This window comes from Paraflavitalea speifideaquila (genome assembly GCF_032395985.1).
Classification (GTDB): Bacteria; Bacteroidota; Bacteroidia; order Chitinophagales; family Chitinophagaceae; genus Paraflavitalea; species Paraflavitalea speifideaquila.
Map to the genome: position 1 here is coordinate 6641386 of NZ_CP135920.1, position 12515 is coordinate 6653900.

Consider the following 12515-nt stretch of genomic DNA (forward strand, 5'->3'; position numbering starts at 1 on the left):
TTATCGTGCCTGCAGGGTAAATACACGGCGGCTCGTTACATTGTAATAATCAGTTTTAGTGACCATTGTATCCTCTACTGAAAAATAGTAGGGCATACCGGTAGTGCGGCTGGCAAGCACCTTACCCCATTGATCGCCTTTTGCAAATATCCTCCCGCCTTCTCCCGTCCAGGCCGAAACGGCTGTTTTAATGGCCAATTCCACCGTATCGCCCTGTACCTGCTTCAGGGTAATCAGGTTACTGTATTTCATGGGCGCTTTGGCTTTGAGGGTATAGTTGTTTACCCAATTTTCGCCCACCTGCAAGGGCCGGCTACTAAGGTAAAAGAAGCATTGTTTAAGCAGGTCCTCCATAGCCCTTGTACTGAATATATCCTCCAGGTTGCTGTATACATCCCGGCTATCATGCCCGGTAGTACGGGCAATTTTCTTCAATATCCGCTCTACCCCATTCACGCTCACCAGCTCGCCCTTGCTACTCCACTTTGCCATAAGGGAATCGTTGATGACAACTTGCAGGCAGGAGTCTTTGAATGCCTTCCATTCCTGCAGCTCATTTTCCAACTCTTCGGCACTTTTAGAGGGTAGGATCATACCAATATTGGATTCCGGGCGCTTAAACTCCTCTACCTTAAGATGAAAAGTGAGCAAACTGTCGGGCCCTTTTATTGAACGGAGGTTAAAGGAAACGGTTATTGTGTCGGTCCGCTTATATTGGGTATTCGGTATCAGGATGGATTGAGCCACAAAATGCCAGGTACTATCGGCTGGCGGCTGTAATTGCCAGGGCCGGGGGCTGGTGTTGGTATGGCAGGAAAGACCCATGAGGGTAATGATCGGGATGGCAAACAAAAGCAGTCTGGTGGTCATGATTAATATAGTTTTACAGGTAGATGCTGGAAAAAGTAAATGGAATAACCCAATGAACTATTTATTTTCGCGCAATCCTTTATGGCTGGTAAACAAGTGAATCATATCTGGGCGTTGGTAAAAAGGATTTCCTGCTGGAGATCCGGCAGCAATATACCTTTATGGCATATTGCTGTATGTGGCTTCTACCATTTTTGTATTGTACATGGCCATGGGTGAAGGGCCGGAGGAAAAGGTATGGAATGGCCTGTTCTGGATGATCCAGCTCTTTATTTGTATCAATGCGGTGGCTAAAAGCTTCCTGGCCGAGAGCCGGGGGCGGATGTTGTACTTTTATACCATTGCCGGAGCGCGTGACTTTGTATTGTCCAAGCTGATCTTTAATGTGATACTCATGGTACTCATGAGCCTGGTAAGTCTATTGCTTTTCCAGTTGTTCATGGGCAATCCGGTACATAATCCCTTCAGGTTTCTAGGCATTGTATGCCTGGGCGGCTGCAGCCTGAGCCTGGTATTTACCTTCCTGGCAGCCATTGCTGCACGGGCGCAGCAAAGTGCCGCCCTGATGGCCATTATGGGCTTTCCACTCATCATTCCGCAGGTATTGCTGCTGATGCGCATTTCCAATACGGCCTTCTCGGATGTGATCCAAGCGGGGTTAACCAGTCTCGTGCTGATGCTGGTAGGACTGGATATCATGGTGATAGCACTGGCTGTTATCTTATTCCCGTTTCTTTGGAAAGACTGATTCTTTTCCCTAATTTTGCCCCCTAATTCAGGTAGTTGGCAAGTCTCACCCCGATCCTTCAATCGCCAATATCTATCACCAATAGCCCGGAAATATATGCGCCAGTACTGGTGGAAAATACTTTGTATCGTTTTGTTGCTCTACACTTTCACTGCAGGTTTTTAGTGAAAGTACCTGAAATAGGCAACCTTTATCAAACCATCCGGAATCTCTTTTTCCATGTACCTATGTGGTTTGCGCAGTTGGTGCTGGTCACAGTTTCGCTGGTCTATTCCATCAAGTATCTGCGTAACCCCAACCAAAATATGACCTGTATGCCTGGCAGTATGCCCAAACGGGTACGGTATTGGGCGTTCTTGGCTTGATAACCGGCATGATCTGGGCCAATTATACCTGGGGTACGCCCTGGAACAATGATCCCAAACAATTGGGGTGGCGATCGCCTTATTGATCTACCTCGCCTACTTTGTACTCCGCAATTCTATGACTGATCTTGATAAACGGGGCCGTGTGGCGGCTGTTTATAACATATTTGCTTATTTTATCTATATTCCCATGATCCTGATCCTGCCCCGCCTGGTAGAATCCCTGCACCCCGGGGAAAAGGCGTAGAAGGTAATCCCGGATTGAACGGGCAGGACCTTGACCCCGAGATGCGCAAGGTATTCTGGCCAGCTGTTGTGGCCTGGACCCTGTTGGGCGTATGGATCACCACCCTGTATCTGCGATTGAAAACACTGGAAGAGAAAAAACATTTCCATTAATTATGCGCATGAAGAAATTACTCATTACCCTGTTTATCCTACTACCGGCAGTATGGGCCAGTGCCCAGGAAAATGGTGCTGGAGCTGATCAAGGTACCGGCTTAAGAGCAGGTGGAAAGATCTATGTGGTGTTGGCTGTAGCCATTACCATCCTGTTGGGATTGATCATTTATTTGATAAGCCTGGACCGGAAAATAACGAAGCTGGAAAAAGGACAATAGTGCGTTGTGAATAGTCAATGGCCATATAACCAATAACTGCAGTCCCGATCCTATTCGGGATTGACCATTTTTAAGCAATCCATTGAACTAAAAATATTTACGCTTGTTCCCAATAATAACCAATCATTGATCGTTCAGCATTGCCGAATGATGGATGCTTGCTGATCTTGTGTTTAACGATTCACCATAAAAATTGCTAATCATGTCAGAGTACAGTTTTTTTGGCGCGGTGGAAAAGAGTTTTGATAAAGCCGCGCAGTTTACCAAGTGGGACCCCGGAGTCCTGGAGCAAATTAAACAATGTAATGCCGTATACCGGATGCACTTTCCGGTGAAGATTGGCGAAAAGATTGAAGTGATCAAGGCTTACCGGGTTCAGCACTCACACCATAAGCTGCCTTGTAAAGGAGGTATCCGTTTTGCCATGAGTGTTAACCTGGACGAAGTAATGGCCCTGGCAGCACTGATGACCTACAAATGCGCCATTGTAAACGTTCCTTTTGCTGGTGCTAAAGGGGGTATCACCATCGATCCTAAAAATACACGCCTTATGAGCTGGAGAAGATAACGCGCCGTTATACTTCCGAGCTGATCAAGAAAAACTTTATCGGCCCCGGCATCGACGTTCCTGCACCCGATTATGGTACGGGTGAGCGTGAGATGGCCTGGATCGTGGATACGTATACCAGTATGCGCCCCGGCGAAATTGATGCCATGGGTTGCGTTACCGGCAAGCCTGTTACCCAGGGTGGTGTTCGCGGTCGCCGTGAAGCTACCGGCCTGGGTGTATTCTATGGCTTACGCGAAGTACTGAACATGAAAGACCAGATGGATAAGCTGGGCATGAGTGTTGGTGTGGAAGGCAAGCGCGTAGTAGTACAGGGGCTGGGTAATGTGGGTTACCACTCTGCCAAGTTCTTCCAGGAAGCAGGCGCCAAGATCGTTGGTCTGGCCGAATTTGAAGGTTCTATCTGGAACAATGACGGACTGGATGTAGATGCCGTATTTGAACACCGTAAAAAAACAGGCTCCATCCTCAATTTCAAGGATGGTACCAATTTTGCCAAGAATACTGATGCCCTGGAAATGGAGTGTGATGTATTGATCCCCGCAGCCCTGGAGAATGTGATCAATGGCACCAATGCACCCAATGTAAAAGCAAAGATCATTGGAGAAGCAGCCAACGGTCCTTTAACACCCGAAGCCGATGATATTTTCGCCAAACGTGGCATCCTGGTAGTACCGGATATGTACCTCAATGCAGGTGGTGTTACGGTATCTTACTTTGAGTGGTTGAAAAACCTTAGCCACGTACGTTATGGCCGTATGGAAAAACGCTTTACCGAAAACCTCAATACCCATATCCTGGGACAAATTGAAGGCCTTACCGGCAAGCAGGTAGGTACCAAAGAGCGTGAGTTCATCATGCATGGTCCGGATGAAGTAGACCTGGTACGTAGTGGACTGGAAGAAACCATGATCACCGCTACCCGCGAAATCATGGATGCCTGGAAAGCCAATCCACAGGTGCCGGATATGCGTACAGCAGCTTACTTAGTAGCCATCAATAAAGTGGCTACCAGCTATGCCGAATTGGGCATATTCCCATAAAGTATTTGACCCGTTTCGGGTGTATATAACATTGAAATCCATTCGCCTATACGAATGGGTTTTTATTAAAAAATATTATAAATTATTTATTTTAATAATTTTATTGTAGGTTTGGATATGGAAAGAAAGCAGGTATATCAGCAACTGCAGAACAGCAACTTGGTCAGTTGAAAAGCATTCTATACCTGTTACAAAATAAACTGGAAGAGTTTAAAGAGGAGGTTGACCGCAGCTATGAACTCCTGAAGATTGGAGAACTCACAGAGCTTAGTAAAAAAATAGAAGCCACTTTGTCCAATCCGGTTGATAGTGTATTCCATGTTTCCAATAATATTGATGACCAGGTAAAGCATATTATAGACAAATTCGTTAACTCATTCCTACGGATTAAGAAACCACTTATCACCGCCGCCTATAGAAGTAAAACTTCTCTGAATGATCTGCACTATTCTATCGTTTTGAACGATGACAATATAACTAACCGCAATAAGGTTTTTGACTTCTTTGATAAATATGATCTCCTCGATATTTCCAGCAAATACCCCGTTTATTTTCAGTTTGTACCCATTGAACTAGTAGAAAAATAAACTACTCCGAAGAACTAAAACTTGATTAGATTCGATGCAGCAGCACTTAGAACAAGCCACGCATAACCAAAACTTCCACGATTGCATAGAGACCCAGTTTAACGGCCATTTTTACGATTGGAAGATCACTGTATTATTTTATGTTGCCATTCATTACCTTAAAGCTTTGGCCTCCAAGAAAGGTATTGATATCGGAGAAACCCATTTTGATATAGAGCGAAATGTAAATCCCGACAGACATAATGCACGTATGCGCATAACAAAGGGAGCTTGGCGAGAGTATAAAAACTTATTTACCTACTCACGAACTGCAAGATATGAGGGCATTACTGATATCACCACGTTTGAACAGCTTAAACAAATTGATCACTCCTACTGTTTGACTCACCTCAAAAATTTCAGGAAGTACCTGCAAAGCCAGGGTGTGACCAGCTGATGTGATCCGAGTCATATCTAATACATTGATCCCATTCGCCTTATAGTGAATAGGATTTTTATGGCGGAGTTGGGAAAAATAAGTTAGATTTAGATACCTTAAAACTGCTGTTATATGGAAAAATCAAAACTTTACCCACAAGCGTATTTTCCTGCCGAAAAATTGAACAGGTCCTAAGCAAGGTGATCACCACACAAAAAAATGAAGAGCCCACCAGTTTCTATTACCTCACCCGGGGCGATGAATCCTGGCGGTTTGATAATGAAAAGGAATATTTTACCGAATACCGGAAAGAACATGATAACTCCTTCCTGAAAAGAACTTACAAACAAGTGATCTTTAAGATCAGGTATGCCCGTAACAATTATACCGATATTACGGTGCATGCTCCTACCAGTCAGGAAATAGACAGCATCTTTGAAGTATTTGAAAAGTTGTATCCTTCATCCAAACAAGTGCCTACTTCAACAACGCCTTCTATCTTTGCCAATATTGACCCCAGCACCTTCTAGGTTTCCTGATACCCGGTACAGGCGCTCTTTATGCGTATATGCGCATTAGAAATATTTAGTGCCACTACAGGAAGTTGAAGGAAAAGCAATTAATTTAGGAAGTATGTTTCAGCTCATGAAAACCTGCTTCCTGTTTTTATTATCCCTGTATACCCTGCAAGCCGTAACGCAAACAAAATCGCCGGCCGATTATGGCTTCCGGCATTTGCAAATGCTGTATAAGAGTGATACGGTACAGCTGCTGATCAAATCTAAAAGGGAGAAGAACAAAAGCCCAAACCCCTGTTCTTGTTTTGCCAGGGCAGCCAGCCTGTTCCCCTGATCATTGACAGCAAAGATGGCGTGTATGGAACCTTCCCATTCAAGCCGGATAGCCTGACTACGTATTATCACCTCGCTATTCAGTAAGCCCGCTGTTCCCCTGATCAAAGATGTGACCATGCTGTCCGATCTCACTTACAAAGACAGTACAGGCTCCTATCCGAAAGCATACAGTGACCGGAATTACCTGGACTATTATGTGAACCGGAACATCGAAGTGATTAAATACCTGCAAAAACAACCTTGGATATTGCGTTCTACACTGGTAGCAGCCGGACACTCTGAGGGCGCTACGATTGTGGCTAAACTGGCTTCCACTTTTCCCCGGATCACACACCTCATCTACTCAGGCGGTAATCCTATGGGAAGGATTGCCTCCATTGTCGTCAATAGCCGGCGGTATAAAAACAACTTCACCTTCAAAGGTTATATTGGCACAGAACATAACTTCTTTGGTGTGAACCCAGATAGCACCACCAACTACAATGCATTTAACTGGGACAAAGTAGCGCTCGATTGGCTGCACTAGCTGTTACAGCACAGCCCTTCCCGTTAACAGGCGATTAAGATGGCCATACAGTATATTCGGCGTAAATTCAGGATCAGAAAATCCTAACATTTACAAATTGATTCTTTATGGCAAATTATGAATTAAAGACCCGCCTGACAGTAGAAGATGATCAATTAAAGAAGCTACAGGATATTGTGGCAGCCACCATTGAAGAAGAAGAGCTGGTGATCAACAACCTCTTGCACCCTCCCGCGGATATGCTAAGCCGGGGGCAACGGATATCAGATAAGGTAGCCCGTTTTGGCGGCAGCTGGAAATTCATCATCTCTTTTATGCTGATCCTTTTATTTGGATACTGTACAATATAATAAGCCCGCAAAAAAGAAAACTTTGACCCCTATCCTTTTATTCTGCTCAACCTGGTATTGTCGTGCATTGCTGCCATCCAGGCACCCATTATCATGATGAGCCAGAACAGGCAGGAAGAGAAAGACCGGAAGCGGGCAGAGAATGACTACCTGGTTAATATGAAAGCAGAGTTGGAGATCCGCAGTCTGCAACAAAAGGTGGATCTTTTGCAACAGCAGCAGATCAAGGCACTGTATGATATGCAGGTAGAACAACTGGAGCAGCTGGAACAACTCAAAGACATTTGCGGCAAACTGCACAAGAAAGGATTATGAGTCAGCATAAATCACCACATATACTGAATACGTCCTCCAACCTGCTGGGGTTTTGCCTCATTGTATTAACTTCTATCAAGATATCTAAAACGGGCGGTGCCACGTTTATAGATGATATTACCGGCATGGCGGCTATCTTACTGGTGATCAGTTGTATCCTTTCTTTTCTCTCGATCCGATCGCAAAAAGAAATGCGATCTGAAAAACTGGAGCAGCTGGCCGATATCATATTCCTGGTGGCCCTCATCTGCATTGCCCTTACCATCATCCTGGTGTCCTTTAACCTGTTGGTATAAGATTGACCTGGCGGGGTAACAGCAAAGCTGTTAACAAGTACAGGCGGATAAAATAAAAACCCTAATTTCGAGATGCAGAAGAATAACCTATGTACCAGATCAGCCTCATTCCCAAAGATCAACTCCACAGCATTATTCCCTTCCTGCGCTTGTTGAATAATGCTATTACTGAAGATACGCTGCAGGAACGCCTGGCCGACATGATGCAACGCAATTATGAATGTGCAGGTGTATATGATAATGATCGCCTGATTGGCATTTGCGGTTTATGGATCCTCAATAAATACTATGTAGGCAAGCACATTGAGCCAGATAATGTGATGGTATTGCCTGAATATCGCAATAAAGGAGTAGGTGAAGAAATGATGGCCTGGGTATATGAATACGGTCGCTCCCAAGGCTGTATTGCCTCGGAACTCAATTGTTATGTAGTGAATGATAAAGGCATCCGGTTCTGGCTCAACCAGGGCTATAAGATCATTGGCTTTCACTGTCAAAAACAATTACAATGAGCATCGATAATTCTCGTGTTGTATTACAACCTGTACAGGTGACCTTCCTGGAAATGCATGAACAACCTGTAAATACCATACCAGCAGCTTTCAAAATGGATTTTGAATTGCAACCCAAACCCATTGCCGTACAGGATTACCGGGGTTATTACTATGGTGTAGGTAAAGAATGGTATTGGCTCGACCGTATGATGATGGAGGACGCAGCCCTGTTTGAAAAGATCAATGCCCCCCATGTAGATATTTATGCTTTATACATAGAAAGCCAGCCGGCCGGCTTTGCGGAATTTGTGCGGGAAAAAGACTATGTGGAAATACTTTACTTTGGCTTGCTCCCAGCTTTTATTGGTAAAGGTTATGGTCATTATTTCCTGCAAACGGTGATACAAACAGCCTGGAACTATCAACCCCAACATATCCAGCTCAATACCTGCTCACTCGACCATCCCAATGCCCTGCATGTATATAAGAAAGCCGGCTTTAAAGAGGTCAGAACAGCCACTGAAGAACGAAAGGTGCTGATGTAGTCGACAATAGGCAGTCGGCAATCAGGAAAACGAAAAGGAGACAACCCAAGTAGCTACTCGAAGCAAACGGCTCGCAGCATTGAGGTATTTCACGTCTCACATCTGCTGTTTCACGTCTGCGGTCTCACGTTTCACTGCTTCCAAAAAGCACTTCTTTGTACCGATTGTATAAGTAAGAAACCAATAGCAAGATCACGCCCATGGCAATGAAGGAAATGGTTTTGGTAAGTGTGCCTGCTTCTGCCAGGTCATAGAGGAACAGCTTTACTATGGTGACCACAAATAATGCGATGGCAACCAATCTCTTATATTTCTGTTTTTTGCGGATGCCATTGATCACCAGGGCCAGGGCAAACAATCCCCATACAACACTAAGGCCAATTCTGTATTGATCTTGTCCGCCGGCTATGGCAGTCCAGTTAATGTATTCATAGCTGATGATACCTAAAGTGGTAATATACAGCAATAAGTTCCATCCTTGCTGTAAGATAGACTCGGTAATGTATTGCTTTACGACACGGGTTCCCATCACCATGATCCAGGCGATGAGACCAATGGTAGCATAACGCATTGCGATATGCCAGGCGCCCAAATGAGATTGGCTTCCATAATTAAAATAGCCAATGGTTGTCTCATTGAAAAAGGAAAGGTGCCTGCAAGGAAAAGACAGCACAACAGACCAATACCTAACAAAGAGGCAACGGCCAGCCAGCGGCTCCTGATCCAGCGTTGATTGATGAACAATACCAGGGCGCCAAAGGTTGCGGAATAGAGAAACAAGGAAGTTTCCACCAATAAAGCCCCTTCCGCAGTCCAGCCCCCTCCGGCAGTTGACTGCCAGTCGGTTTGCACCATGCCCACCGCGTCTCTCAATTCCAGAAAAGGGATATAATAGCTGGTCAGGACCAGTATTACCGGTACTATGAAATCAAAAAAGCATGGACGCCTGTTCTGTTCTCCGGGGTTACTTTCCATTTCTTTTGGCAACTGATCCAGGTGATCGCCCCAAATGCTCCTATCACAAACAGGTTGGTATAGAAAACCATATTCCTGAATGGATAACCAATTTCAGCAGGTTGCGATAATTGCCCACGATCCTGCAGGAGGCTGCCCAATGCCAGGATCACCAATCCTATGGCCAACTTTTCATATAGCTCCGCCTGCCTGGTACGACCGATCACAAACAACAGCACAGCTTCGGCCGCCCACAACAAGGTAACCCAGTTACCATCTAACTGCACCGGTATAGCAATGGTGAGGAAAACGACCACCAGGCCCAACACAAAATAGTAGAGCGATCTATCGGCCAGTTGCAGCCGTTTGATAATGATACACGCCATTAGATGGATAAGTGCATTGGCTATGGTAAACAAAGCAGGCCAATATTGGATAGTACTGTGATCGCTCAACAGGCTATAACCCAATCCATAAAAAATAAAAGCATTCGTCAGGAGCAGGAATACATCGCCGATATTGTATTGTTCCTTGCGGATCAGTTTATACACCAGGAAGGTAGTATAGAACATCAAAAAGAAAGCACATAGAAAAACGAAGGATAAGGTAAAATGCTGCCCTCCACCGTATCCAGTGAAGTACCAGACGCCATAAATAAGCCAGGAAGCAATATAGGCTGTATAGTATAAAGATTTCCAATACTTGTAAAACGATAATACCAATACGCCGGCATTAATGATGAGCATATAGGTAAATAAAGCATCATACCGGCCCGAATTATTGCTCAACAAAAAAGGAATGGCATAAGCGCCTACCTGAGCCAGGTGGGCAATGATGACCTGGTTGTACCACAAGGCAACATATACAATGGCAGCTGAAATGACCAGCATGCTGCCAAAGGCGGCCAGTTGTGGTAACAAGGTATAAAAACTCCAGGCTATATAGGTAATGAAATAGAGTACCGATAATCCGCCACCCATTAAAACAGCGCTGTAACTTTCATACTTCTTCTTCAACCGGTAAGCAATGGCTATCAGGGCCACCCCACAGACATAACCACTTATAATGCGCACCACCGGGCTTACCAGCTGATGTTCTATGGCATACCTGGCGCCAATAAAAATACCTACCAGGGTAACCAGGATACCAACCTTACTGGCCAGGTTCTTACCAATAAATTCTTCAAAGGAAAATACCTTATGGGAGGGACCGGAGCGTACCGGCTCCTTCTTTCCTGGTTCGGCGCCGGGCCTTACGGGCCTGGAGGAGGGGGCTGTGATGACTTCCTTGTATTCAATCACCTTTTCTTTGATGGATTCCTGCGAATGGCTGGTGGTAACGGAAGCCGCCGCCAGTGCTTTCAGCTCATCCAGTTCATTCATGAGGGCCAGTAGCTGTTTGCCCAAGTGGTTTTGTTGCGCAGCCAGTTCACTAATATGACGGGTAAGGGCATCAATTTTTCCTGCAGTGTAGCCATAGAGGCAGTATTGGTTACTTTAAAGAAAATACATTAAGCGTTAAAAGAACGCTAATTTTCAAATACAGGTAGTGCCTCCATTAACTGCAACTGTTGCCCACGTTTTTCAAATCCCGCACAATAATGCCCGTTGGTGATCACCAGAAAAGGAACGGGTATGGCTATATTATACCTTAAAATCTGTTGTAATACATCCTGATCCAGTTGTACTTCCATGGCTTTGCATTCTACCATTAGCCAAGGCTGGTGTTGCCTGTTATACACCAATACATCAAACCTTTTTTAAGCTCCCCAACTTCAACTCCCGTTCAATAGCTATGAGAGAAGCAGGATAACGCATGGTTTGCACCAGGTATTGTAAAAAATTCTGCCGTACCCATTCTTCCGGAGTAAGACGCACCCATTGCCTGCGCAGTTCATCAAAGATGAACTCTTTGCCCTCCTCTTCACGGATACGGAATGGAAATGGTGGATACTCTATGCGGATCATGCGCCAAATCTAAGGCTAAGAGATTAAAGAGGGAAAAGAGAAATAGGGGCTAAGAGGTTAAAGGGGGAAAGAGATAAAGAGGAAGGTTTTAGCAAGATAAGGGATTGGAGGCCAGACAATAGGACCAAAGAGCCATTATACCTGGCCCTTTTTCTCTTTGTCTCTTAGTCAAAATAAACGAAATTTAACCCTTAATATGAAGACAAAAGAAGATATTGTTCAAAACTGGTTGCCCCGTTATACGGGAGAAGCCCTGGCAAACTTTGGCAAGTATATCCTGCTGACCAATTTCAGCAACTACGTAAAAATGTTTGCCGAATGGAATAAGGTGCCCATTATTGGACTCGACCGACCGATGCAATGTGCTACGGCCGAAAATATTACCATTATCAACTTTGGTATGGGTAGCCCTACTGCTGCCACGGTAATGGACCTCCTCACAGCTATTGAACCCGAGGCTGTACTGTTTTTGGGTAAATGCGGCGGACTAAAAAACGCAACAATATTGGCGATCTGATCCTGCCCATTGCTGCGATCAGGGGAGAAGGTACTTCCAATGATTATTTTCCGCCCGAAGTGCCGGCCTTGCCAGCCTTTGCCCTGCAAAAGCAGTATCGACCACCATACGGGATTATGGAGTAGATTACTGGACGGGGACCGTTTATACCACCAACCGCCGGGTATGGGAACACGATGAGCATTTCAAGGAGTACCTGCAACGCATCCGCAGCTATGCCATTGATATGGAAACAGCCACCATCTTTTCAGTAGGCTTTTACAATAAGATACCTACCGGCGCCCTGCTACTGGTGAGCGATTCGCCTATGATACCAGAGGGCGTAAAAACAGAAGAAAGTGATAAAACGGTAACTGCCAACTATGTGGAACGTCACCTGCGTATAGGCATCGATTCCCTGAAACAGTTGATCAATAACGGGCTCACCGTACGACATTTGAAATTCTGATAAAGTATTTGTACCCTACATGGCCATCCC

The 12515-nt window shown here is 45.1% G+C and carries 21 protein-coding genes and 2 pseudogenes; 19 read left to right on the forward strand and 4 right to left on the reverse strand.

The features are described 5' to 3' along the window. Positions 1-870, reverse strand: coding sequence for a DUF6263 family protein (locus tag RS881_RS45615; RefSeq protein ID WP_315816876.1), 870 nt, complete (start codon positions 868-870; stop codon positions 1-3). A 178-nt stretch (positions 871-1048) separates the two neighbouring features. Here RS881_RS45615 and RS881_RS45620 point away from each other — a divergent pair, with 178 nt between their 5' ends. The 17 genes and pseudogenes from RS881_RS45620 to RS881_RS45700 all read left to right on the forward strand — a co-directional run bounded on the left by RS881_RS45620 (position 1049) and on the right by RS881_RS45700 (position 8599). Then, a complete protein-coding gene (locus RS881_RS45620; protein WP_315816877.1) occupies positions 1049-1618 on the forward strand; it encodes a heme exporter protein CcmB in 570 nt (189 codons plus the stop codon). Positions 1619-1964: 346 nt separating this feature from the next. Further along, complete coding sequence (gene ccsA / locus RS881_RS45625; RefSeq protein WP_315816878.1) at positions 1965-2069, forward strand: cytochrome c biogenesis protein CcsA; 105 nt, start codon at positions 1965-1967, stop codon at positions 2067-2069. After that, positions 2051-2230, forward strand: coding sequence for a hypothetical protein (locus RS881_RS45630; protein ID WP_315816879.1), 180 nt, complete (start codon positions 2051-2053; stop codon positions 2228-2230). The genes ccsA and RS881_RS45630 overlap by 19 nt, the downstream gene beginning before the upstream one ends. 14 nt (positions 2231-2244) lie before the next feature. After that, positions 2245-2382: a hypothetical protein gene (locus RS881_RS45635; RefSeq protein ID WP_315816880.1), complete on the forward strand. Its 138-nt coding sequence runs from the start codon at positions 2245-2247 to the stop codon at positions 2380-2382. A gap of 2 nt (positions 2383-2384) precedes the next feature. Next, positions 2385-2603 (forward strand): CcmD family protein, encoded by a 219-nt coding sequence (locus RS881_RS45640; RefSeq protein ID WP_315816881.1) that lies wholly within the window; start codon positions 2385-2387, stop codon positions 2601-2603. Positions 2604-2922: 319 nt separating this feature from the next. Beyond that, a pseudogene (locus RS881_RS45645) lies at positions 2923-3230 on the forward strand (Glu/Leu/Phe/Val dehydrogenase dimerization domain-containing protein); the annotation flags it as partial. 33 nt (positions 3231-3263) lie between these two features. Then, positions 3264-4214 (forward strand): Glu/Leu/Phe/Val family dehydrogenase, encoded by a 951-nt coding sequence (locus RS881_RS45650; RefSeq protein ID WP_315824817.1) that lies wholly within the window; start codon positions 3264-3266, stop codon positions 4212-4214. 167 nt (positions 4215-4381) lie between these two features. After that, positions 4382-4801: a hypothetical protein gene (locus RS881_RS45655; RefSeq protein ID WP_315816882.1), complete on the forward strand. Its 420-nt coding sequence runs from the start codon at positions 4382-4384 to the stop codon at positions 4799-4801. Positions 4802-4835: 34 nt separating this feature from the next. Continuing rightward, positions 4836-5237, forward strand: a complete 402-nt coding sequence (locus tag RS881_RS45660; protein ID WP_315816883.1) for a HEPN domain-containing protein — start codon at positions 4836-4838, stop codon at positions 5235-5237. 182 nt (positions 5238-5419) lie between these two features. Beyond that, positions 5420-5749 carry a hypothetical protein gene (locus RS881_RS45665; protein WP_315816884.1) on the forward strand — a complete coding sequence of 110 codons (330 nt, stop codon included), beginning with the start codon at positions 5420-5422 and terminating at the stop codon, positions 5747-5749. A 103-nt stretch (positions 5750-5852) separates the two neighbouring features. Next, positions 5853-6071, forward strand: coding sequence for a hypothetical protein (locus tag RS881_RS45670; RefSeq protein WP_315816885.1), 219 nt, complete (start codon positions 5853-5855; stop codon positions 6069-6071). Between the two features lie 117 nt (positions 6072-6188). Continuing rightward, positions 6189-6599: a hypothetical protein gene (locus RS881_RS45675; protein WP_315816886.1), complete on the forward strand. Its 411-nt coding sequence runs from the start codon at positions 6189-6191 to the stop codon at positions 6597-6599. 107 nt (positions 6600-6706) lie between these two features. Next, positions 6707-6949 (forward strand): hypothetical protein, encoded by a 243-nt coding sequence (locus tag RS881_RS45680; RefSeq protein WP_315816887.1) that lies wholly within the window; start codon positions 6707-6709, stop codon positions 6947-6949. Between the two features lie 57 nt (positions 6950-7006). Next, the gene (locus tag RS881_RS45685) at positions 7007-7264 is read left to right on the forward strand and encodes a DUF1003 domain-containing protein (RefSeq protein WP_315816888.1); all 258 of its coding nucleotides are present in this window, start codon (positions 7007-7009) and stop codon (positions 7262-7264) included. Continuing rightward, positions 7261-7560, forward strand: a complete 300-nt coding sequence (locus tag RS881_RS45690) for a hypothetical protein (RefSeq protein ID WP_315816889.1) — start codon at positions 7261-7263, stop codon at positions 7558-7560. The genes RS881_RS45685 and RS881_RS45690 overlap by 4 nt, the downstream gene beginning before the upstream one ends. Positions 7561-7649: 89 nt before the next feature. After that, entirely contained in the window at positions 7650-8072 is a 423-nt protein-coding gene (locus tag RS881_RS45695; protein ID WP_315816890.1) for a GNAT family N-acetyltransferase, read from the forward strand. Beyond that, positions 8069-8599, forward strand: coding sequence for a GNAT family N-acetyltransferase (locus RS881_RS45700; RefSeq protein WP_315816891.1), 531 nt, complete (start codon positions 8069-8071; stop codon positions 8597-8599). Before RS881_RS45695 ends, RS881_RS45700 begins: the two co-directional genes overlap by 4 nt. A 124-nt stretch (positions 8600-8723) precedes the next feature. Here the strand turns inward: RS881_RS45700 and RS881_RS45705 are convergent, their stop codons facing one another. The 3 genes and pseudogenes from RS881_RS45705 to RS881_RS60840 all read right to left on the reverse strand — a co-directional run bounded on the left by RS881_RS45705 (position 8724) and on the right by RS881_RS60840 (position 11520). Continuing rightward, positions 8724-9272, reverse strand: coding sequence for a DUF2339 domain-containing protein (locus RS881_RS45705; RefSeq protein WP_425476323.1), 549 nt, complete (start codon positions 9270-9272; stop codon positions 8724-8726). 247 nt (positions 9273-9519) lie between these two features. Continuing rightward, positions 9520-10959, reverse strand: coding sequence for a DUF2339 domain-containing protein (locus RS881_RS45715; RefSeq protein WP_315816894.1), 1440 nt, complete (start codon positions 10957-10959; stop codon positions 9520-9522). Positions 10960-11081: 122 nt separating this feature from the next. Further along, positions 11082-11520, reverse strand: a pseudogene (locus tag RS881_RS60840) (type I restriction enzyme HsdR N-terminal domain-containing protein). A 196-nt stretch (positions 11521-11716) separates the two neighbouring features. Between RS881_RS60840 and RS881_RS45730 the strand changes: the two are divergent. Next, on the forward strand, positions 11717-12037 hold the full coding sequence (locus RS881_RS45730) for a nucleoside phosphorylase-I family protein (RefSeq protein ID WP_315816897.1): 321 nt from the start codon (positions 11717-11719) through the stop codon (positions 12035-12037). A 106-nt stretch (positions 12038-12143) separates the two neighbouring features. Next, the gene (locus tag RS881_RS45735; RefSeq protein WP_315824818.1) at positions 12144-12485 is read left to right on the forward strand and encodes a phosphorylase family protein; all 342 of its coding nucleotides are present in this window, start codon (positions 12144-12146) and stop codon (positions 12483-12485) included. Positions 12486-12515: the final 30 nt, after the last annotated feature.

Bases quoted from the DNA above. Each gene is read 5' to 3' on its own strand.
- RS881_RS45730 (WP_315816897.1), top strand. From the start codon at position 11,717: ATGAAGACAAAAGAAGATATTGTTCAAAACTGGTTGCCCCGTTATACG.
- RS881_RS45650 (WP_315824817.1), top strand. From the start codon at position 3,264: ATGGCCTGGATCGTGGATACGTATACCAGTATGCGCCCCGGCGAAATT.
- RS881_RS45695 (WP_315816890.1), top strand. From the start codon at position 7,650: ATGTACCAGATCAGCCTCATTCCCAAAGATCAACTCCACAGCATTATT.
- RS881_RS45615 (WP_315816876.1), bottom strand. From the start codon at position 870: ATGACCACCAGACTGCTTTTGTTTGCCATCCCGATCATTACCCTCATG.
- RS881_RS45700 (WP_315816891.1), top strand. From the start codon at position 8,069: ATGAGCATCGATAATTCTCGTGTTGTATTACAACCTGTACAGGTGACC.
- RS881_RS45690 (WP_315816889.1), top strand. From the start codon at position 7,261: ATGAGTCAGCATAAATCACCACATATACTGAATACGTCCTCCAACCTG.
- RS881_RS45660 (WP_315816883.1), top strand. From the start codon at position 4,836: ATGCAGCAGCACTTAGAACAAGCCACGCATAACCAAAACTTCCACGAT.
- RS881_RS45670 (WP_315816885.1), top strand. From the start codon at position 5,853: ATGTTTCAGCTCATGAAAACCTGCTTCCTGTTTTTATTATCCCTGTAT.
- RS881_RS45680 (WP_315816887.1), top strand. From the start codon at position 6,707: ATGGCAAATTATGAATTAAAGACCCGCCTGACAGTAGAAGATGATCAA.
- RS881_RS45640 (WP_315816881.1), top strand. From the start codon at position 2,385: ATGCGCATGAAGAAATTACTCATTACCCTGTTTATCCTACTACCGGCA.
- RS881_RS45675 (WP_315816886.1), top strand. From the start codon at position 6,189: ATGCTGTCCGATCTCACTTACAAAGACAGTACAGGCTCCTATCCGAAA.